At 59.1% G+C, this 21,790-nt stretch carries 15 protein-coding genes; 7 read left to right on the top strand and 8 right to left on the bottom strand.

Annotated elements, in window-relative coordinates:
• The first annotated feature begins 123 nt into the window (after window positions 1-123).
• Together LVD12_RS10675 and LVD12_RS10670 are read left to right on the top strand one after the other, a co-directional pair.
• The gene (locus LVD12_RS10675) at window positions 124-2,760 is read left to right on the top strand and encodes a TonB-dependent receptor (protein ID WP_237067697.1); all 2,637 of its coding nucleotides are present in this window, start codon (window positions 124-126) and stop codon (window positions 2,758-2,760) included.
• A gap of 529 nt (window positions 2,761-3,289) precedes the next feature.
• Window positions 3,290-5,683, top strand: a complete 2,394-nt coding sequence (locus tag LVD12_RS10670; RefSeq protein ID WP_237067696.1) for a zinc-dependent metalloprotease — start codon at window positions 3,290-3,292, stop codon at window positions 5,681-5,683.
• A gap of 123 nt (window positions 5,684-5,806) precedes the next feature.
• Here the strand turns inward: LVD12_RS10670 and LVD12_RS10665 are convergent, their stop codons facing one another.
• From LVD12_RS10665 to pbp4b, 4 genes are all read right to left on the bottom strand, one after another.
• Entirely contained in the window at window positions 5,807-6,598 is a 792-nt protein-coding gene (locus LVD12_RS10665) for a DUF2884 family protein (protein WP_237067695.1), read from the bottom strand.
• Window positions 6,599-6,796: 198 nt separating this feature from the next.
• Window positions 6,797-8,371, bottom strand: coding sequence for a S8 family serine peptidase (locus LVD12_RS10660; RefSeq protein WP_237067694.1), 1,575 nt, complete (start codon window positions 8,369-8,371; stop codon window positions 6,797-6,799).
• Window positions 8,372-8,930: 559 nt separating this feature from the next.
• A complete protein-coding gene (locus tag LVD12_RS10655) occupies window positions 8,931-11,765 on the bottom strand; it encodes a M16 family metallopeptidase (RefSeq protein ID WP_237067693.1) in 2,835 nt (944 codons plus the stop codon).
• A 300-nt stretch (window positions 11,766-12,065) separates the two neighbouring features.
• The gene (gene pbp4b / locus LVD12_RS10650; RefSeq protein WP_237067692.1) at window positions 12,066-13,415 is read right to left on the bottom strand and encodes a penicillin binding protein PBP4B; all 1,350 of its coding nucleotides are present in this window, start codon (window positions 13,413-13,415) and stop codon (window positions 12,066-12,068) included.
• A 33-nt stretch (window positions 13,416-13,448) separates the two neighbouring features.
• On the opposite strand from pbp4b, the gene LVD12_RS10645 reads away from it, so the two are divergent.
• On the top strand, window positions 13,449-13,616 hold the full coding sequence (locus LVD12_RS10645; RefSeq protein ID WP_237067691.1) for a hypothetical protein: 168 nt from the start codon (window positions 13,449-13,451) through the stop codon (window positions 13,614-13,616).
• 85 nt (window positions 13,617-13,701) lie between these two features.
• Here the strand turns inward: LVD12_RS10645 and LVD12_RS10640 are convergent, their stop codons facing one another.
• Both LVD12_RS10640 and LVD12_RS10635 read right to left on the bottom strand, forming a co-directional pair.
• Window positions 13,702-13,899 carry a CPXCG motif-containing cysteine-rich protein gene (locus LVD12_RS10640; protein WP_255771843.1) on the bottom strand — a complete coding sequence of 66 codons (198 nt, stop codon included), beginning with the start codon at window positions 13,897-13,899 and terminating at the stop codon, window positions 13,702-13,704.
• Window positions 13,899-14,678, bottom strand: a complete 780-nt coding sequence (locus tag LVD12_RS10635) for an alpha/beta hydrolase family protein (protein ID WP_237067690.1) — start codon at window positions 14,676-14,678, stop codon at window positions 13,899-13,901. The genes LVD12_RS10640 and LVD12_RS10635 overlap by 1 nt, the downstream gene beginning before the upstream one ends.
• A gap of 227 nt (window positions 14,679-14,905) precedes the next feature.
• On the opposite strand from LVD12_RS10635, the gene LVD12_RS10630 reads away from it, so the two are divergent.
• The 3 genes from LVD12_RS10630 to LVD12_RS10620 all read left to right on the top strand — a co-directional run bounded on the left by LVD12_RS10630 (window position 14,906) and on the right by LVD12_RS10620 (window position 18,452).
• Window positions 14,906-16,069, top strand: coding sequence for a phosphoglycerate kinase (locus LVD12_RS10630; protein ID WP_237067689.1), 1,164 nt, complete (start codon window positions 14,906-14,908; stop codon window positions 16,067-16,069).
• Window positions 16,070-16,159: 90 nt separating this feature from the next.
• A complete protein-coding gene (fba, locus tag LVD12_RS10625; protein WP_237067688.1) occupies window positions 16,160-17,224 on the top strand; it encodes a class II fructose-bisphosphate aldolase in 1,065 nt (354 codons plus the stop codon).
• A gap of 250 nt (window positions 17,225-17,474) precedes the next feature.
• On the top strand, window positions 17,475-18,452 hold the full coding sequence (locus LVD12_RS10620) for an alpha/beta hydrolase (protein ID WP_237067687.1): 978 nt from the start codon (window positions 17,475-17,477) through the stop codon (window positions 18,450-18,452).
• Window positions 18,453-18,544: 92 nt separating this feature from the next.
• On the opposite strand, the gene rarD is transcribed toward LVD12_RS10620, so the two are convergent.
• Together rarD and serA are read right to left on the bottom strand one after the other, a co-directional pair.
• On the bottom strand, window positions 18,545-19,453 hold the full coding sequence (gene rarD / locus LVD12_RS10615) for an EamA family transporter RarD (RefSeq protein WP_237067686.1): 909 nt from the start codon (window positions 19,451-19,453) through the stop codon (window positions 18,545-18,547).
• A gap of 163 nt (window positions 19,454-19,616) precedes the next feature.
• Window positions 19,617-20,849, bottom strand: a complete 1,233-nt coding sequence (serA, locus tag LVD12_RS10610; RefSeq protein WP_237067685.1) for a phosphoglycerate dehydrogenase — start codon at window positions 20,847-20,849, stop codon at window positions 19,617-19,619.
• A gap of 250 nt (window positions 20,850-21,099) precedes the next feature.
• On the opposite strand from serA, the gene LVD12_RS10605 reads away from it, so the two are divergent.
• Entirely contained in the window at window positions 21,100-21,762 is a 663-nt protein-coding gene (locus LVD12_RS10605; protein ID WP_237067684.1) for a fumarylacetoacetate hydrolase family protein, read from the top strand.
• Window positions 21,763-21,790 lie beyond the last annotated feature (28 nt).

Below are 21,790 nucleotides of genomic sequence, written 5' to 3'. Positions count from 1 at the left end.
TTCGCATTTGGTGATCCAGAATGAATAATTCTTGACGGGCCTTTTCAGCGGGAATACTTTATTTCGTGTCGGGCGGATTGGTTCGGCTGCCCTCGCATAACTAGATAACAAGCGGAGTAGTCCATGAACAAACTTCAACGAGCTATTCGTCTCGCAAATTATTCCCTGCTCACCGTTGGCACCCTGGCAGCGCTGCCTGCGTTTGCCCAGGAAGACGCCTCTTCCACCCCATCTGCGGCAGCGATCGAGGAAGTCGAAGTCACCGGCTACCGTGGCTCGGTAAAGAAAAGTCTCGATATCAAGCGCAATGCTGACGCGATGGTGGATGCCATTTCTGCCGAGGACGTCGGCAAGTTCCCCGATCAGACAGTAGCCGATGCCCTGCAGCGGGTAGCGGGTGTCTCGGTGGAAAAATCAGAAGGCGAGGCTGACCGTGTCAGCATCCGCGGTACTGCACCCCACCTGAACATGACCCTGTTCAACGGTCAGCATGTGGCGACTGCTGAAGCATCGGCAAGTGTGCTCAACCCGCCCAGCCGAAGCTTCAATTATTCACTGCTCCCCTCTGAACTGATTGATACCCTCGAGGTACACAAATCAGCGCAGGCAAAAATCGAAGAGGGCTCAGTTGGCGGCACCGTGATCGTCAAGACACGCTCCCCGCTGGAGACTGAATCGAATCACATCGCCTTCTCCGTCAAGAATATGTACCAGGAGGCCAGTGGTGAAAACAGTCCTTCTCTCTCCGGTTTTTATAACTGGAAGAATGAGGCGGGCGACTTTGGCTTCAACCTTGGCTATGTGCGCAAAGACAACCGCATCCAGCGGGATACCAATGGACTCGGCTACCAGGGTTATCAACCGGTCAACGATGCGGATGGCAACGTCGACTACTATCTGCCGAACAACATTCGTTCCACGCGTTATCGGTCTGAGAAAGACCTCTCCACGGCTACTGTCAACCTTGAGTGGCAGGCCAGTGATGAGCTGAACGTCGAGTTCACCAACCTGTTTTCAAAGGTTGACCGGGTGAACCAGTTCATCACCAATGGTGTGCGCACCCTCGGGGCCGCTTCCGGTGCCGGCATCGAGAATCCCGTGTTCGCCGATGGCGTGGTGGTGGCAGGTTCTCTGGCTGCGGACACCAATAGTGGTCGCGAACGCGAGGAATCCTGGTACAGCACCAATAACAATACCGGTGGCTACGAGACCAGGGCGCACAACCTCAAGCTGGAATACGAGGGTGCGGGTTATACCCTGAGTGCACAGCTGGGTACTACCGCGGCGAAGGGCGATATCCTCGATGACCAGATTGAGTTCGAGGCCAGTACGGATGCCTCTTTCGATCTCCGTGGTGAGCCGACCTACAGCTTCGAGAATACTCCGGCACCGGCCGACTACTCGACGATGTATACCCATCGTAATATCTTCGACAACTCCGAAGAGGAAAACTACGCACAGGTCGATCTGAACATCGAGCTGGATAACCAGTGGTTCACCTCTGTCGATGTCGGCGCGAAGTACCGTGACCACAACAAGGACTCAAACCTGCACAAGGATGTCTGGATCGTATTCCTGAATCCGTGGATCACAACCCTCGACAACTATGCCAATGGTTCTGTAGCGGATGACTTCAAGGGAACCAGCAGCTCACAGCAGGGCCTGTATGAGTTCAACTATGCCAACTGGCAGGCATGGACCAGGGAGACGCCGACCTACCGATCGAACTATCGTCCTGACTACAGTTTCGAGCTGCAGGAGCAGGTGACCAGCGCCTATGTTCAGGGCAACTTCGACTATGAGAAGCTGCACGGCAACGTTGGTCTTCGTTATGCAAAGACCAACGGAACCAGCATCGGTTTCCAGCTCTTCAAGCCGGTTTCCTGGAATCCTGACACCTGGACGATGACCCCGGCAGAAATCGACAACGATTACGATAATGTGCTGCCGAGCCTGAACCTGGCGTATGACTTCAATGACGACGTTGTGATGCGTTTTGCTGCGGCCAAGGTCCTGTCCCGCCCGGATTATGACAACCTGAAGATGACCCGTGGCTTTGCCAACAGCATCTGGGTGCCGGGTTATGACGGCTTTGGCAGTGGTGGTAATCCGGATCTCGAGCCGTACAGGGCTACCCAGTACGACCTCTCGACTGAATACTACTTCACCGAGTCTTCTATCGTATCTATTGCCTACTTCTACAAGGATATCGATACCTATATCGATACTGCCGACGTCGGCGAAGATCTGATTGGAGAAGAAGGTCCCGGGTATTACCGTATCACCATCCCGGTCAATGGCATCGGCGGTGTCAACCAGGGTGTCGAGCTGAACTTCCAGCACGATTTCGGCAACGGTTTTGGTGTACTGGCAAACTACACCTACTCAGATGCCGACATGCTGGAGACTGCTGAGGAGCGGGCCGCTGGAATTGAGAAAAAGCTGCCAGCCAACTCCAAGGATACCTATAACCTCACTGCCTACTATGAGGACCATGGTGTGTCCGCCCGGTTGGCCTACAACTACCGCTCCAGATATTACACCGGTACCAGGCGTAATGAACTGGACCTGTACCGTGATGGATATGGACAGTTGGATGCCAATCTCTCCTACCAGCTGACGAATAACGTCTCCCTGGTTATGAACCTGTTGAACCTCACCGATGAAGAGCAGTCGACCGAGTGGGGCGAGCAGGGCCTGCCGGGGGATGTGCATCAGTACGGTCGGAGAATCTTCGCCGGCGTTTCTGCAAAATTCTAATAATCTCTCCTCGTTGATGGTCGTGGCTTGGCCGGCATCTATCGATGCCGGCTTTTTTGTGCGCGAAGAAAAGGATGCGCTGGGCGGGGGCTCTGAGCAGTAAGGTCACCCTGAGACCAGCTGGAGGATAAGCCACGCCGCCGCTTTTTGATTGCCCTGTCTATACCTGTCCCGGTACCTTTGCGCAGAATCGCCGTCGAGCAGGGGTGTGCCGTTATGCCCTATCTCCTCTCCTGCCCGCCCGCCTCACTAGCGAGTTCTGTCTGCAACCTCTCCCTTTTTCTTTTGTAATAGCCCAAGAGCTGTCAGCGTCTTTGGTGGCGCCCGCTAAAGGCGGTCTGTATCCCGGCAGGTTGACCGACCAGTCTCGGCGAGGGAGGAGGTCTTCCGCAGTCCCGTACTTTTTGAGCCGGCCTGGCGCGAGTCCTGCCGTAGCGGCGAGAAACTGGTAGTCTTGTTGGCGTTTATGTACAGGTGCCTGCTGTCCGGCCAGACCGGACGGGGTAAATAATAATCAAGGGGAAAGTGAATGCGCTTACGCAATGCTCTTCTGGTACTGGTCCTGGCGCTTGCGAGTGCGGCGATACGGGCTGAAAGTGTTGCCGACTTCACCGCGGGCATGCCGCGGTATGCCGGCTTCCATGACTTCTATTGGGATGCAGCCGAAGGGCGGGTGTTGCTGGAGGTCGAGGCATTTGACCGGGAGCTGTTGCTGCTCACCGGTCTCGCCCAGGGGCTGGGGTCCAACCCGGTGGGGCTGGATCGCAACCAGGTGGGTGATACCCGGCTGGTGCGTTTTGAGCGGATTGGCGACAAGGTACTGCTGCACCAGCTGAATACCCGTTTCCGGGCCAATTCGGAGAATGCCGCTGAGCGCCGGGCGGTAGAAGAGGCCTTTGCGTCATCGGTGCTCTGGGGATTCAAGATCCTGGCCGAAAGTGAGCGCAGCGCACTGGTGGACTTCACTCCCTTCCTGCTCAGTGATCAGCACGGTATTGCCGACCGCCTGAAGAGCACCGGCCAGGGCACTTACGCCCTGGACCAGGCCAGGTCCGCCGTTTACCTGCCCCGGACCAAGAATTTTCCCAAGAACAGCGAGTTTGAGGCCAGCCTGACCTTTGCTGGCAGTGCCCCCGGTGACTACGTACAGGAGGTGGTGCCCACCCCGACACTGGTGACTCTGCGCCAGCATGTCTCACTGGTGGAGCTGCCGGACGACAACTACCAGACACGCAGATTTCACAGCAACAGCGGTTATTTTCCCCTGGTGTTCCGGGATTACGCCACGGCCATCGATGAGCCGATGGACCAGCGCCTGATCTACCGCCATCGTCTGGAAAAGAGGGTAGGCAGTGACGAGCCGGTAGAGCCGATCATCTATTACGTCGATCCCGGTGTGCCGGAGCCGGTGCGCAGTGCGTTGATCGAGGGCGCCAGCTGGTGGGATCAGGCATTTGAGGCGGCAGGTTTCAAGAATGCGTTTCAGGTCAAGCTGTTGCCGGAGGGGGCCGACCCGCTGGATGTGCGTTACAACGTGATCAACTGGGTGCACCGCTCCACCCGGGGCTGGTCTTACGGGTATTCCATTGCCGATCCACGTACGGGCGAAATCCTCAAGGGCAATGTGACCCTGGGTTCCCTGCGCGTGCGTCAGGACTTCCTCATCGCCCAGGGCCTGCTGCAGCCCTACGGCAGTGAGGCGGCAGATACCAGCGCACTGAGGGAGATGGCCCTGGCGCGCATCCGCCAGCTGTCTGCCCATGAGGTGGGACACACCCTGGGGCTTGCCCACAACTTCGCCGCCAGCGCGGCCGACCGCGCTTCCGTCATGGATTACCCGGCACCGCTGGTGACTCTCACGGATGGCGAGATGGATCTGACAAAGGCCTACGATGCGGGTATCGGTCGCTGGGACAAGCTCGCCATCATGTACGGTTATGGCAATGGCGAGAGCGAGGAGAGCTACCTCGACAGCGTCTTGCAACTGGCGAAACAAGAGAGCCTCAGGTTCATCTCCGATCCGGATTCTCGCACCATCAACAATGCCCATGCGGCTTCCCACCTGTGGGATAACGGCGCCGATCCGTTGCCGGAGTTCGACCGCATGAGCCGGCTACGGTCCCATGCGCTTAAGAATTTTTCCTCTGCGGCCAACCGTCCCGGCACGCCGCGCTCGGCCCTGGAGGAAACCCTGGTGCCGGTCTACTACGGTCACCGCTATCAGGCCGAGGCCGTTGGCAAGTTGATCGGTGGACTGGACTACGACTACATCGATAACGGCGACCCGGCTCCTGCCTATTCCCTGGTGCCGGCTGAACGCCAGCAGCAGGCGATCGATGCCTTAGTGGGTACGCTGGAGCCGGAGTTCCTCCGTTTGCCGGAGGAGGTGCTGGCCCTGCTGCCACCAAAAGCCTATGGCTACGAGCGCACCCGCGAGAGCTTTCCTGCCTATACCGGTGTGGGCTTCGATGCGATTGCTGCAGCAGAGGCCGCCGCCGGCCACACGCTGGATATCCTGCTCAATCCGCAGCGCGCGGCGCGACTCGAGCAGCAGTCTGCCCGCTTCCCCGAGCAGCCGGGCTTTACATCGATTCTGCATCGCCTGACGGAGAAAGCCCTGGATGGCGGTCGCTACAGTGGGCTGGAGGCGGCTATCCACCAGCGGGTGAACCATGTCTATGTGCATAAACTCATGACATTGAGTGCGAACCGTGAAGTGCCTGCGTCAATCCGCGCGAGTGCCAATATGGAGCTGGCTCGCTTCCAGCACGGTATCGGATCCATGAAATTATTCGGGGAAGACCCGAATAACTACGGTGCTCACTACTACTATCAGGCGCAGAGGATCGCGGCATTTAATGAAGGCAAGCTGGATGTGACGGGCGAGAAGCTCAAGCAAATGCCGCCGGGCTCACCCATCTGATCGGGGCAAGAGCTGAAGTCATGGGAAAGCGCCACCACGCCAGTGAGTGGCGCTTTTTTTTACAGCAAAAAAAGGCCGCGCAGGGCGGCCGAGGGGGTCAAGATCGGATGAGTGATGAAAAAGTTAGTTGGGATTGATCAGGTCGTAGCGTGCCAGTTGGGGGATGGCAGCGTGTACTTCTGATTCGGTCTGGTCGATGGCCTCGAGTTGCCGGCAGAGGCTGTCCGCCATGGCTTCGAGTGCTTCGGCTTTTTCCTTGACGGCGCCCTCCGCAGCTTCTGCCGCCTGCTCTGCCTGCCGCTCGATACTGCGCCCGCCGGTCAGTACCGCCTTGAGGGCATTCCAGACGATGCTGCCGGCAGAGTCCTTGGCGATCTGCTCCAGGCGCGGCTCAAGGTCCTCGTCAATGGTCTCCTCGATAAAGGCGCCCACGCCATCGGTACCGAGGGTATAAACTCCGTCCTGTTCACTGAAACGCTGGTACGCCCGCCGTTCTACTTCCGCCATGGTCAGGCGCAGTTCTTCAGCATTCGGGTGATCCGTACCCGCCAGGGTGGTCAGTGCAATGCTGACACCGTGCAGGGCGACGTCCACTGCCAGCAGGGAGACAAGGCTCAGGTTGCGGCTGGCCTCGTGCATCTGCCCGTAGTAGCGGGCCATCAATGTCTGCTGTGCCTCGTCCAGCGCCACGGTTTTGCCATCTACCAGCAAGGTACCGGGCACTTCATAGTGGAAAAGGGATTCCGCAGCCCCGGACTGCTCGCGCACATCGATAAACGCCGGGCCCAGGCGTATGTGGCGGGGAATATCGATATTGCAGCTGTCGTTGTCATCGCCGAACTGCAGGTTCAGGTTATCGGCGCTGACGGCACCACTGAAGCCGAGGGCGGCCGCCATCAATAGGGGTTTCCACATATCGCGTGATCCAGTTTCTATCTCAGTTACGGGTAGGATGCGCTGAGATTGCCGAATGGATGCACCCGATGAAAACTTTTTTCGACAGGCCGATCGGTGGGGACGACGGGGCGGCAGAGTGAAGGGAGGTGGCATGAATGAAGGAAGTGGAAGGAATGAAAGAGGGGCCCGGAGGCCCCTCGAGGTTACTGACGGCGATCAGCCACGCTTGGGCTTGCCGCCCCCCTTGCCACCGCCATTACCGCCACCGCCAGTGTCACCGCCGCCACCGGTGCCACTACCGCTACAACCATGGGCAGTGAGGTAGTCGAAGGTGGCCCTGGCCTGCACCAGACCGTAGCCGTAGGCATTGTCTCGACCGGCGGCGCCCAGGTCTTCCGCAGTAGCGTTCAGGGCTGCGCGGATCTCGCTGGCGGAGCAGCTGTCGAAGTGGCTCCATACCAGTGCCGCAACACCGGCCACATGGGGAGTCGCCATGGAAGTGCCGTTGAAGTAGGCATAGTCGCCCGGCTCAACCGCTACCGTGGCGGCCGTGCCCACCTGGCCGAGCAGCGCAGCGCCGTCAGTGTCTGAGATGCCGACAGAGGGGATACCGGTGGCCACTTCACCCATAGTGCCGTAGAGCATGCCGGGTTCGTTGTTGTAGATGATGGCGCCGACGCCGCCGCCAGCCTCACAGTTCAGCACCTTGTCGGCAAAGCTGATGTTGCCGCGGGAAATCAGGCAGATCTCTCCGGCTGCGTCAGTGCAGGCGGATTCACCCAGGCCGCAGTCTACCAGTGCGCCGGAGGCCGAACCCAGCGGGCTGCCCTCCATGCCCGCAGAAGCCACCGGGCTGCCGCCGACGGTCACGTTACTCAGGGTTGCGCTGCCCACTGGCACGCTGGACAGGACGTCCACGCCGGGGCCGGCCAGTTCGACCTGGTCGGTCTGCTGGGAGAAGTCGGCAATGACCTTGTTGCTGTCGATGGCCGCGATCGACATCACGGAATCGTAGGAGGCCGGGTAGGAGTGGCGGGTGTTGCCATCGTTACCGGCGGCGGCGATGGACAGCACGCCCTGGTTGAGCAGGCTGGCAAAAGCCTGGTCCTCGGTGCGGGACTTGAAGGAGCCGCCAAGGCTCATATTGATCACATCGGCACCATTGGTGGCACAAGTATCCGCTGCGGCCACCAGCGAGGAGGAGTAGCCCCAGCCATCGGCATTGAATACCTTGACGATATGCAGGTTCACGTTCGCGTTCGGCATCACCCCGACTACACCGGCGTTATTGTTGATGGCGGCGATAGTCCCGGCCACATGGGTACCGTGCCCGTTCTCGTCCTGGTACCAGTTGCCGGTACCACCATCGTTAGTGCCAGTGACAGCGTTGCCGGACAGATCCTCATGGCCGATATCGTAGCCAGAATCGATGATACAGACAGTGCGGTTTCCGGCGTTCAGGTCACTGACCTGGTCCGCCTGCACCATAGGGATACCGAAAGGCACTTCCTGGGTCATCAGGTAACGCTTGGCGTCTTTTTCTACATACTCGACATTGGGGTTATTCTGCATGGCGCGCAGTGCGCGCTCGGGAAGGTAGGCCGCCACTGCATTGTGCTTGTCGAGGGCCAGCGCCGGGCGACCACCGGCACTCTGTAGCTGCGATTTGACCGCGGCGCCTTTGCCGGCCTGGAATTTGATGATGTAGCGTTCGTCCGCGGCAGCAGATGCCTGGGCAGATACTGCCAGGGCGAGTGCACTGGCAGAGAAGACGGAGAAAAGTTTGCTCATAGAAAATAGCTCCGGAGTGGACCTTGTAGCGTTATTGTTGACCACACCAACCGCATTCCTCCGGCCGGCGGGTAAGCCGGTGGTCGGAGTGCAGACCTCTGGTGGAGGAGGCCTGAAATTAGCACTCTTTTCCCCTGCTGCGCCATGAAATTTCACGCCATGTGAAGGAGCCAGAAAAATTGCAACAAGGCGAGCGAATTGGCGCGTCTATCATTGTGGGTCCTGGTCTTTTACTCGTTAAAAGTGTGACCCCGCCAATTAATGATTGGTACAAATGTACCGTTCACTTTTTCCTTAATCACCACTCTTCTCTACCGTTCGCCAAATTCGGAACCCATGAATACTATGGTCTCAATTCAGCGAGGCCCTAATGTCAGAATATGCTGCAGGGTTGTATTTATTTCGTTGGAATTAGAGTCGGGGCAAGCATCGAGAGATGTACGAGAGATGTACGAGAGATGTAGGAGAGATGCAGGAGAGATGCAGGAGAGATGCAGGAGAGAAGTGGGAATGTGAGTACTGCCAGCTCTGGGCTGGCAGTACTGTCTGGTATGTGAATTTATTTGCTGGCGATATCCGCTTCTGCCAACAGCTTGCCGTCTGCGTCGATCTCAATGATTGGTGCAATATCGAGCTTTCGGATCTTCTCGGCAATCTTTTTCTTATCGCCAACGATTACCCAGGTGAATTGGTCTGGTTTGATGTTTTCGCGGGCCAGCCTATGGATGGTGTCGAGGTCAGCGTTGCGGATCAGGTCTGCATAGCCATCCATGTAATCCAACGGGCGTTCGTATTTCACCATCTCCCGGGTTGCGCCAAGGATGGAGTTTATAGTTTCAAAGCGCCCAGGCAGCTCATTGACACGCTTGTCCTTGACCTTTTGAAGCTCCGCCATTTCCGCGGGAGCATTACCAATGTAGGCCCGCAGCTCCTTTTGCAGCTCCAGCAGGGACTCACTGGTCTTATCTGTCTGCACTGGTGCGTAGACCAGGAATGGCTGCTGGGCCTTGGTGTCGATGAGGAAGGAGAAAGCCCCGTAAGCCCAGCTCTTGTCTTCACGCAGGTTCATATTGATGCGCGAGGTGAAAGTACCACCGAGGATATCATTCATCATATCCAGTGCTTCACTCTGGGCGATCCCCTTGGAAGAACCCAGAAGACCACCAATGATGATGGACTGCTCCGAATCCGGTTTGTCGATCAGGAACACGCGGGGCTCTTTCGGTAGGGGAACCTGGGCTACGTTCTTCTGCGGCAGTGGGGCTTCCGGTGCACGCCAGTCTGCAAAATGGTGTTCCAGTTTTTCGACGAGGGCATCCATGGTGATATCGCCCGCAACCACCATGGTCGCGTTGTCCGGACGGATCCATGTCTGATGGTGGCGCACCAGGTCCTCTCTGGTCAGGGAACTGATCGATTCCTTTGTGCCACTGCCAGTCAGCGGTACGCCATAGGCATGATTCTCGCCGTAAAGCAGCGGAGGCAGTGTGCGCAGTGCCATCTGCAATGGTCGGGTCTTTTCCTGGTCGATCATCGCTAGCCAACGAGTGCGCTTGCGTTCGATCTCCTCCTCAGCGAAGGTTGGCCGTATCACTACATCGGCGAACAGTGCAACGGACTCGTCGAGAGTGCTGGTAAGTGCCTCAAGGCCCACATTGGAGACATCGATTTGGGTATTGGAATAGATGCGCGCACCGAGCATTTCCTGGCGTGCATCGATTTCCAGTGAGCTGAAGTTACTGGTGCCTTCCTTCAGCATCGACATGGTGTAACCCGCTGTACCGAGTGTTTCCCCCAGATCTGCTGCGTAGCCGGCGTCGAACATCAAGTGCATATTGACCATCGGTACTGCGTGCCGCTCCGCAAGCACGACCTTCAGGCCGTTGGAGAGCTCAGTGGTCTGCAGCTGCGGGAATGGCACAGTGGGGAATTCGCCGGTATCGGGTAGCTTGGAGCGGTCTGCGCCTTCACTGGCCACCTTGTACTCTGGGAAGGGGTGGACTTCCAGGTTGTAGTCACCCGTGGCCAGCCACTCTTTAGCTGCGGCGCGCACTTGCTCCGGTGACAGCGCCCGTTTCTCATCGATATCTGTCAGCAGGGCATTGGGGTCGCCGTGGTACAACTCACCGCGGGCCAGTATCACACCTTTGCCGCCCCAGCCACCGACCTGCTCCAGGTTGCGGGCGCTGTCGGCGTACTCACTCATGATGACCCGGGCCAGTTCTTCTTCAGTTGGGCCCTCCTCGAGAAAGCGCGCGAGCTCTTCCTCGATTGCCGCTTCTACCTGGGCCAGTTCGACGCCGGACTTGGCATCGGCGATGACCTGCAAAGCGGAGGCGAGTTCAAATTGATAGAATGCCGTTTCCACGCTGGTAGCGATCTGGTCTTTGTAGACCAGGCGCTCGTACAGGCGGGAATTCTTGCCGGAACCGAGCACGGCTGCGGCCAGTGAGAGCGCATTGCTGTCTTCATGGCCCATATAGGGCGCATTCCAGACTTTGTAGATGCGAGACTGGGCCACCCGGTCGTACATCTTCTCGCGCTTGGATTCATCGCGCTTGGCGATCCAGGCTTCCTTCTTGATCAGCGGTGGTCCGGCGGGGATATCGCCGAAGTATTTCTGAGTCTTCTCTTTTGCCGTAGCGACATCGATATCACCGGCAAGGACCAGTACGGTGTTGGCTGCACCGTAATATTGCTTGAACCAGTTGTGTACATCTTCGAGCGAGGCCGCATTGAGATCCTCCATCGAACCGATGGTGGTCCAGGAGTAGGGGTGACCTTCGGGGAAGATCGCTTTCTGCATCTGTTCCCAGACCTTGCCGTAGGGCTGGTTCTGCCCCTGGCGCTTTTCGTTCTGCACCACGCCGCGCTGCTCATCGAGTTTTTCCTGGGTGATAGCCCCGAGCAGGTGGCCCATGCGGTCGGACTCCATCCACAGCGCCATATCCAGGGCATTGCTCGGCACAGTCTCGAAGTAATTGGTGCGATCGAGCCAGGTAGTGCCGTTCATCCCGGTCGCGCCGGCGGCTTCGAAAGGTTTGAAAAACTCATCGTTATAGTTTTCTGAGCCATTGAACATCAGGTGCTCGAAGAGGTGGGCGAAACCGGTACGCCCGGGCTGCTCATCTTTGGAGCCCACGTGATACCAGACCCCCACAGAAACGATCGGTGCTTTGCGGTCTTCATGCACGATGACACGCAGTCCGTTGTCGAGGGTAAATTTCTCGTAGGCAATTTTCAGGGGGGAGATGGCAGTCTGGCTGGTGGTCAGCGGTGACTTGGTGTCAGCGGAGGCCTGGCTGGATTCACTACCCGGCTGTGGTGGCTCCCCGCAGCCAGACAGTGCCAGGGCCAATACCGCCGGAATCCATAGCGGACGTACGGTTTTCATGGGATTTCCTTATTCTTGAAGTTATTGGTGCCGGATTGCCCGAATGGCCAGCGGGAGCTGGCCGGTGTCTGTCAGAAAATCAGCGATGCGGAGCAATCTACGGTGCACAAACGTTATACAGGTCGTGCCATAGGGAGGCAAATGACCCACGTCCCACAGCTGTTCACATGTGACGAGTTGCACAAGTTTGGCATCCGCTGGCGATGGAAGTCGGTTCCATGCCGCCAGCGGCCATCACACGACATGGAGGTCAGGCTTCAAGGTGGGCTGTCTGGTGTCCGGAATAGAAAAAAACCCGCTTCAATTTACAGAGGTTGTTTCGTTCTGCAGCAGGGCTTCATAAACGGCAGTGGCAACCGCACCATAACGACCAGTCGCAAACTGGTCGCCCTCGAAGCGGTTTGAATTCTGTTCGGCATCTATCAGCGCTGAATGTTTTTTATTGGTAAGGAGTACCAGGCCGAGGTTGTGAACCGGATCGATCATGGTCAGGGTGCCGGTCCAGCCAGTATGTCCGTAGGCCTTGTCACTTGCCAGTTCACCGAACATCCAGTGCATGTCTTCGTTAGCATTTCTGCGCCAGCCGAGTCCAAAGGTCGGATTGTGGGGAGACGGGCTGATAAAGGCCTGGATCGTTTCGCGGTCAAAGAGACAGAGATCACCATAGCCGCCACCGTTGAGCATGGCCTGGAGCAGCACAGCAAGGTCGCCGGTTGTCGAAAACAGACCTGCATGGCCGGAGACCCCATCCATGGAGTAAAAGGCTTTTTCGTCATGCACCTCCCCCCGCAAGGTGTGCTTGCGGATGTTCGGGAAAGTGATCACGCCGTCGCGGCTGTTACCCATGAGTTCGGTCGCTGCAAAATCCTCAGCGCTGAAACCCTTTCGCAGGGGATTGAAGTGTGTGCGTTGCAGGCCCAGTGGTTCGTAGATCTGCTGTTCGACATAGTGGTCCAGTCGCTCACCGGTAATGCGCTCCACCAGCAGGCCGAGCAGCATGTAGTCGGTATCACTGTAGGCAGTGCGGGTGCCTGGCTCATAGCTGAGTGGAGACAGCGGAATAAAACCGAGGGTTTTTGCCCTTTCCTGGGAGAAGAGGGCCTTGGATACCTGCGGGTTGTGGTATTGGGGGTCGGGAGAGAATCCGGCAGCATGATGCAGCAGATCGATGACACGCAGGGTTTCTTTGCCGCGGATGTCGTCACTGTCCCGGTCGATGAACTCCGGCAGGTACTGTCGGACAGGTGCCTGCAGGTCCAGCTGGCCCTCGCTGACCAGCTTCTGCAGAGCGAAATTGGTGGCGTACATCTTGGTATTGGACGCGAGATCAAACTGCGTGTCTTTTAGCACCGGTTTGAATTTTTTCAGAGGAGTGTGCCCGGAATATTTCTGCCGATAGCCATATTGTGAATGCTTGACGATCCTGCCGTCCTTGATGATCAGCAGTGCAGCGCCCGGGAAGCCTGCAGCAATATCCTGCTGGATGAGTGCATCGACTCTGGCCAGGCCGGTACTGGAGAAACCGGCTGATTCGGGGCTTGGCGCTTCGCGCAATACCGGATAATTGCAGCGGGGAGCTGCCTCGTCGGCACTAGCGGCCATGGACAGCGTTGAAGTCACAGCCAGAGCCAGGGCCGCGTTACAAGCCATTTGACACAGTCTGGCGGTCAGGGATTGTCCTCTGTGCCCGAAGCCATTTTTATTCAAAACCTTTCCCCTATTGATATTGCCTGGCTGCCCTTCAGCTATGCGGTTTGCACCCTGCCTGCTGGTGATCCAGGGTGCTTAGCTGGTGAAGTGGCACCTGCATGGGCTCAAAAATATCTTATCTGCCTGTTGCTGGGGGAATAGTCTATCGCCCAACCGGTGGGGTCAAGGTGTCCTGTTGCATCCAGGGGTAACTCGCGGCCTGTTTGGTTGGAGTGACAGGCGGAAATCAGAAAGTGCTGTTCTCATCAAGCAGGCTGACGGAGACGGAGCCATCAAAGTGTTCTGTGATGGATATGTTGATCGGTCGACAGCAAACCTGGCAGTCCTCCACGTAGACGTGGGAGCCTTGGGACAAATCGAGCAACAGGGTGATCGGCTCACCACAGTAGGGGCAGATGCCCTCATGTTCCTCCAGACCCGGCATTATTTCCCGGCCTCCTCCATAGATACAATGTAACGTCCGGCCCAGGCCGCCAGGGTATCGGCAACAAAGAGGGCGTCTGCTTTCTCCGTCAGCAGGTGATCGGCATCATCCAGGCTGATGAAGCTTTTTGGATGCATTGCGCGGTTGTAGATCGCTGCTGCTTCCTCGATGGATACAGTCTGGTCGATGGGGGAGTGATAGATCAGCAGCGGGCGGTCCAGTTCGCGGATATAACCCATGTCATGCTGATCCAGGTCTTCAATGAAGTGCTGTCTGATCACGAAGGGGCGCCCTGCCAGCTTCACTTCCGCTGCCCCTTTTTCGGAAATGGTATCCAAAGCACAGGAAAACTGTTTGATCACATGGTCGGGATCGGCAGGGGCGGCAATGGTGGCAATGGCGTGGGCCTCGGGAATCTGTGCAGCAGCGGCGAGGGCAGCCGCGCCACCGAGACTGTGCCCAATCAGCAGATCGACGGGGTGATGTTCGTTTCTCAGGTAGGTGGCGGCGCTGAGCAGGTCGGACACATTGGTGGAAAAGTTCGTGTCAGAAAAACTACCTTCACTGTCACCAAGGCCGGTGAAATCGAAGCGCAATACGGCAAAGCCCAGCTCAGCCAGTCGGCGGCTGATCCGCGAAGCGGCGAGCACATCCTTGCCGCAGGTAAAGCAGGGGGCGAACAGTGCGTAAGCGCGGGGCTTATCATCGGGCAGTTCGAGAATACCCGCCAGGGTCTGGCCGTGCCCATTGGGAAAATGCACTTTGTTTCGCCTGCTCATCAGGATGCCTCTGGGCTCCATTTCTGTAGTGAAATTACCATGCGAAAATGTAGCGGAGTTACAAAAACAGGGTAGATGTACCGCGTCTTGGCAGCAATCCTGACTGTTTTTTTCAGGACTACTTTTGACAGCGCTATCACGGCAATCGTCGGTCGGCGAGGGCGTCTCCTGTTGCTATAATCCGCGCCCTCTTTTAACCGTTTACCAATTGAGCAGGGGGACTGGTGATGGCAGTCAAGCTGATGACTGATCTGGATCTCGCGGGCAAACGCCTGCTGATCCGCGAGGACTTGAACGTACCGGTGAAGGACGGCGCTGTGACCTCCGATGCACGTATCCGCGCCGCGCTGCCCACTATCCAGAAGGCCATCGACGCCGGTGCCCGGGTTCTGCTGATGTCTCACCTTGGGCGCCCCACGGAGGGCGAGTATGCCGAGGAGTTCTCGCTGGCACCGGTGGCCACGCATCTGGGCAAGCTGCTGAACCGCGATGTGCCCCTGATCAAGGACTGGCGCGATGGCGTGACACTGGAGGAAGGTACCGTTGCGCTGCTGGAGAACGTGCGCTTCAACAAGGGTGAAAAGAAAGACGATGAGGCGCTGGCGCGCGCCTACGCCTCCCTGTGCGATATCTTCGTGATGGACGCGTTTGGCACGGCACACCGCGCCCAGGCTTCCACTCACGGGGTGGCCAGATTTGCCCCGGTGGCCTGTGCCGGCCCACTGCTGGCGGCGGAACTGGACGCGCTGGAAAAGGCACTGGCAGAGCCGGCCCGCCCCATGGTGGCCATCGTTGGCGGTTCCAAAGTCTCCACCAAGCTGACCGTGCTGGAAACCCTGGCCGACAAGGTGGACCAGCTGATCGTCGGTGGCGGTATTGCCAATACTTTCCTCGCCGCCAGTGGCAAGCCGGTGGGCAAGTCCCTGTGTGAGCACGACCTGGTGGATACCGCCAGGGCGCTGATGGAAAAGTGCGATATTCCGCTGCCCGTGGATGTGGTGACCGGCAAGGAGTTCAGCGAGTCTGCGGCCGCAGAGACCAAGTCCGTCGATGACGTCGCCAGTGACGACATGATCTTCGACATCGGCCCGCAGTCCTCCGAGCAGCTGGCAGACATCCTGCGCGGGGCGAGGACCATCATCTGGAATGGTCCGGTGGGTGTGTTCGAATTCGATCAGTTCGGCGGTGGCACCGAGCGCCTGTCCCGGGCCATTGCCGCGAGCGACGCCTTCTCCATCGCCGGTGGTGGCGATACCCTGGCCGCGGTCGATAAGTACGGCATCGCCGACCAGGTCTCCTATATTTCCACCGGTGGTGGTGCATTCCTGGAGTATGTGGAAGGCAAGACACTCCCGGCCGTTGCGATGCTGGAGTCCCGCGCCAGCGATTGATGTCCCCGATTGCGCCATCCCGCCCCTGCAGGGATGGCGTGACATATAAGCAAAACAGAATTTACGACCCAGACGAGAAAGGTATTTTTCATGGCACTTATCAGCCTGCGCCAACTGCTGGATCACGCCGCCGAGCACGGTTACGGCGTGCCCGCATTCAACGTCAATAACCTGGAGCAGATGCGCGCGATCATGGAGGCCGCCAAGCAGACGGATTCCCCGGTGATCGTCCAGGCCTCCGCCGGTGCACGCAAATATGCCGGTGCGCCCTTCCTGCGTCACCTGATTCTAGCCGCCATCGAGGAATTCCCGGAGATTCCGGTGGTCATGCACCAGGACCATGGCACCAGCCCGGCGGTTTGCCAGCGCTCCATCCAGCTCGGCTTCAGCTCGGTGATGATGGATGGCTCCCTCGAGGAAGATGGCAAGACTCCGGCCTCCTATGAATACAACGTGGACGTGACCCGTCGCGCCGTGGAGATGGCCCACGCCTGTGGTGTCTCCGTCGAGGGCGAGCTGGGCTGCCTGGGCTCCCTGGAAACCGGGATGGCCGGTGAGGAAGACGGTGTCGGCGCTGAGGGCAAGCTGTCCCATGACCAGCTATTGACCGATCCGGAAGAAGCGGCGGACTTCGTCGCCAAGACAAAGGTAGATGCGCTGGCCATCGCCTGTGGCACCAGCCATGGCGCCTACAAATTTACCCGTCCGCCGACCGGGGACATCCTGGCCATCGACCGTATCAAGGAAATCCACGCGCGCATTCCGGACACCCATCTGGTGATGCACGGTTCCTCCTCCGTGCCGCAGGAGTGGCTGGCGGTGATCAATGAATTCGGCGGTGAGATTCCGGAAACCTACGGTGTACCGGTCGAGCAGATCTGCGAGGGCATCAAGCACGGCGTGCGCAAGGTGAATATCGACACCGACCTGCGTCTCGCCTCCACCGGTGCCACCCGTCGTTTCCTGGCCGAGAATCGTGCCGAGTTTGACCCGCGCAAATACTACAAGGCGGCGATGGTTGCGATGAAGGATATCTGCGTGGCGCGTTACGAGGCGTTCGGCACCGCCGGTAATGCCAGCAAGATCCGCCCGCTCAGCCTGGAAGCCATGTACCAGCGTTACGAGGCGGGCGAACTGGAGCCGCAGATCAAGTAAGACAGCCCGACCTGCCTCCCTGCCGTCGTCGGCGCCCTCCATGGCGCCGACGATTTCCCGCTCCCGATGACCTATCCATTCCTTTCATCCCACCGTTGATCGCCGTTCCCGGTCTGGAAAGGCTGTTGCTGTGCTGTGCGTTGACGCGCGGGATGCGAGCTCGCCAACTTTCGCTTTAATCGGTAGCAGGTCGGTGCCTGCAGGGGTTCTGTTGCCACCTCCTGGCGCAAAATGCAGTACCATTGAGCGCATGGAACTGATGCGCGAACTCTCCACTCTCGAGCACAGCCCGGTCCTCAAGCGCCCGGACTTCACTGCGTTGCGCGATCAGTTACCCCGCCTTGATTTCAGTGGCGAAGGGCCGCTGCTGCCCGAGCTGCAGGATTACCGCAACTACTACAACCTGCATTTTCCACTGGCGGAGAAGACCGGTGTCGGCACTTTCATGGCAGCCGGCTTTGAGCTGGTGGGACAGTACTGGCTGGTAGCCAGGCCGCGGGGGACGCTGTTCATATGCCACGGCTACTTCGATCATACGGGTATCTACGGTGCGGCAATTCGCTTCGGCCTCGAGCGGGGGCTCAATGTCGTCATCTTCGATTTCCCGGGTCACGGGCTCTCCAGTGGCGAACCGGTGGCGATCGATACATTCCTGCAGTACCGCCAGGTGCTCGACAGCCTGCTGCAGATCGCCCGCGACAAACTGCCGGGGCCCTGGCATGTCATGGGGCAGAGTACCGGCGGTGCCGCAGTGCTGGCCTACCTGCAGTACAGTGTCTGGCAGCCGTTCGAAAAGGTTTTCCTGCTGGCGCCGCTGGTGCGGCCGGCCCGCTGGCACCTGCGCAAGTGGATGTTCTATCTGGGCCGCTTCTTCATGGTGGCGCCCAACCGCGGATTTAACATCAATACCCACGATGCCGAATTTGCCCGCCGTCAGGCACACCGCGATCCGCTGCAGTCCCACGTGATGTCGATGCGCTGGCTGGGAGCCATGGTGGACTGGCTGCACGCCTTCCCCAAAACCGCACGCAATGAGAAGCGCATCCTCGTGCTGCAGGGAACGGATGATGAAACGGTCTCATGGCGCTACAACATGCGCGTGATCGGTGACCGCTTTCCCAATAGCAAGCGGGTGATTATCCGCGGGGCGCGGCACCAGATGATCAATGAGACCCAGCCCTATCGTCATCAGATCCTGCAGGCACTGGATAACTGGCTGAAGGCATAGCCCGGCCGGGCAGGGTCGCTTTTCCCGGGTATTTTCTTTCCGGTTTACAAGGCCGACTCCCGCTTGCTACCCGTTCCGCGAGTGGATTCCCCTCAGAGTGCAGCCCGGCGCAGCGCGCGTTGCCTGCGCCGCTGTGCAAGGGCGTCGATGGTATAGAGGGCGAGGCCGATCCAGACAAAGGCAAAGGTCACGAGCTTGGCCTGGTTGAAAGGCTCGCCGAAAGCGAGGGTGGCCAGCAGCAGCATCAGGGTCGGGGCCAGATACTGCAGGAAGCCGACTGTGGACAGGTTCAGGCGTCGTGCGGCGATATTGAACAGCAGTAGCGGCAGGAGCGTGACCGGACCTGCCAGCACCAGCAGGCTGTTCAGTTGCCAGCTGTTATCGGCCAGGTTGCTGGTCGGGCTGTCGCTCCACAGCAGGTAGAGCAGCGCCACCGGCAGCATGTACAGGGTCTCGATACCGAGGCCGGTCAGGCTTTCCACCGGGGCGCGTTTGCGCACGAGGCCGTAAAAACCGAATGACAGCGCCAGGAACAGCGCCACCAGCGGCAACTCGCCGAACTGCCACAGCTCGTGGCCGATGCCGATGGCGGCCAGGGCGACCGCGAGCCACTGCAGGGGGCGCAGGCGCTCTCCCATGAAAAGCACGCCCAGCAGGACGTTGATCAGCGGATTGATGTAGTAGCCCAGGCTGGCATCGAGCAGGTGTGCATTGGTGATGGCCCAGATGAACACCAGCCAGTTGCTGCCGATCAGCAGGGTGGAGAGCGCCAGCGTGCGCATGCGTTTGCGATCCCGCAGAGTGGCAAGCAGGTCCGGCAGTTTGCCGATCAATACCAGGATGACCAGCGCCAGTGCCAGCGACCAGATGCTGCGATGGGCGAGGATTTCCGGCGCGGAGATGCCCCCGAGCAGTTTGAAGTAGAGCGGTGCCAACCCCCAGATGAGGAAGGCGGTTACACCGGCGAGCAGGCCGGCGGCAGCAGAATCTTTGTGGGGCACGGGTCACTCTCGGCTTGTGGCCGTAGAACTGGGTGGATCGGGAAAAGGGCCACCGCGGATCGCGCGGTCTGGCACCGCGGCGGATTCTACCCGCAAACGCGGGCCGGGTCAGTGCCGTCAGGGGTGGCCCCGGCGCACTGGCCGGGGCCGACAGGGAGGAAAATCAGAAGAGGACGCGACAGCGCAGTGTGCCGGGGATGTTCTTCAGTTTTTCCAGGGCCAGGTCTGAGTACTCTGCATCGACGTCGATCACGACATAACCCAGGGTTTCGTTGGTCTGCAGGAACTGGGCGGAGATGTTGATGGCGTTTTCCGAGAAGACCTGGTTGATGGCGCTGAGCACACCGGGCACGTTCTCGTGGATATGCAGCAGGCGGTGAGCGCCGGCGTGCCCCGGCAGGGCCACTTCGGGGAAGTTCACCGAGCTGGTGGTGGTGCCATTGTCGGAGTAGGTGGCCAGCTTTTCGGCCACTTCCACGCCGATATTTTCCTGCGCTTCCATGGTGGATCCACCGATGTGGGGCGTCAGCAGCGCGTTATCGATACCGCGCAGCGGGGACTGGAACTCGTCGTCATTGCCGCGGGGTTCCACCGGGAATACATCGATGGCGGCACCGGCCAGGTGGCCGCTCTTCAGCGCTTCCGCCAGCGGGTCGATATCCACTACCGTCCCGCGTGAAGCGTTCAGCAGGATGGCGCCGGGCTTCATCTTCCCGATCTGTTCGGCGCCGATCATCATCCTGGTCGACGGCAGCTCCGGCACGTGCAGGCTGACCACGTCCGACTGGGCCAGCAGCTCGTCGAGGGAGTTGATCTGCACTGCGTTGCCAAGTGGCAGCTTGGTCACCACATCAAAGAAGATCACCCGCATGCCGATGGCTTCCGCCATCACTGACAGCTGGGAGCCGATGGCGCCGTAGCCGACAATGCCGAGGGTCTTGCCGCGGGCTTCATAGGAGCCAGCAGCGGACTTGAGCCAGCCGCCGCGGTGGCAGACAGCATTCTTCTGCGGGATGCCGCGGAGCATCAGGATGGTCTCGGCGATGATCAGCTCGGCAACACTGCGGGTGTTGGAATAGGGAGCATTGAACACCGCAATGCCCAGGTCGGTCGCTGCTTTCAGGTCCACCTGGTTGGTGCCGATACAGAAGCAGCCGATGGCGATCAGCTTGGGGGCGTTTTCCAGTACCTTGCGCGTCAGCTGGGTACGGGAGCGGATGCCGATAAAACGCGCATCGGCGATTTTCTCGATCAGTTGCTCTTCTGGCAGTGAAGTCTTCAGGTATTCCACGTTGGTATAGCCGCGGGAGGCCAGAAGGTCGACGGCCGACTGGTGAACCCCCTCCAGCAGCAGAATTCGGATCTTGTTTTTTTGCAAAGAGATTTGCGGAGCCATAAACACTCTCTACTATGGGCAACGGTTTTGGAGAAAAGTAGCAGCGCTGGATCCTGCGGTGCTGAGTGGCAAAATCACCGCCGGATGGCCCGGGGCGGATTGCCTGCCGCAGAGAATTCGGGTGGCTGACGCACCCGCCTCGGAGCAAAAGCCACTGCGCTCAACCGGGAGTCCGGCGAGGGCGCGATCATAACACATGGGGCTAAAAAAGCTTTATACGAAATGTCCATCCTAAATGGAGCGTGGTGGCATGTACCGACATCAATACCGTTGCGGTAGCACCTGCGAGCTGCCCGCCGGCAAAATCGTCTGCGTCGGGCGCAACTATGCCGCCCATGCCGCGGAGCTGGATAACCCGGTTCCGGAGGAGCCACTGCTGTTCATCAAGCCCGCCAGTGCTGCTGTTCCACTCGAGGCGCCGATTCACCTCCCGGCCGGACGGGGCAGCTGCCATTTCGAGGGAGAGCTGGCGCTGCTGGTCGGCGAGCGCCTCAGCAATGCCAACCCCGCGGATGTGCCCGGAGCCATCGCCGGCCTGGGTCTCGCCCTGGACCTGACCCTGCGTGATTTGCAGTCCCGGCTCAAGGCCGATGGCCATCCATGGGAAAAGGCCAAAGCGTTCGACGGCGCCTGTCCGCTGTCGCCATTCGTCAAGCTGGACTGGTTGCCGGACTGGGATGGTCTGACTTTCACACTTTGGCTCAATGATGAAGTGCGCCAGCGCGGCAAGACCGGCCACATGCTGACCCCGATTCTCGACCTCGCCGCCTACATCAGCAGTTATTTCACCCTTGAGCCCGGTGATGTGATACTCACCGGGACGCCCGCCGGGGTGGGCGAATTGCTGCACGGCGACCGCCTCGCCCTGCAGCTGGAGGACGACTGGTTGCGGGTGGAGACCCGGGTTGCCTAGCCCACGGGAACTTGCGCGGCGCACTACC

Source organism: Microbulbifer guangxiensis, from assembly GCF_021729075.1.
GTDB classification, from domain to species: Bacteria; Pseudomonadota; Gammaproteobacteria; order Pseudomonadales; family Cellvibrionaceae; genus Microbulbifer; species Microbulbifer guangxiensis.
The sequence above is the reverse complement of the archived record's forward strand: the minus strand, read 5'-3'. Positions and strand labels throughout refer to the sequence as shown.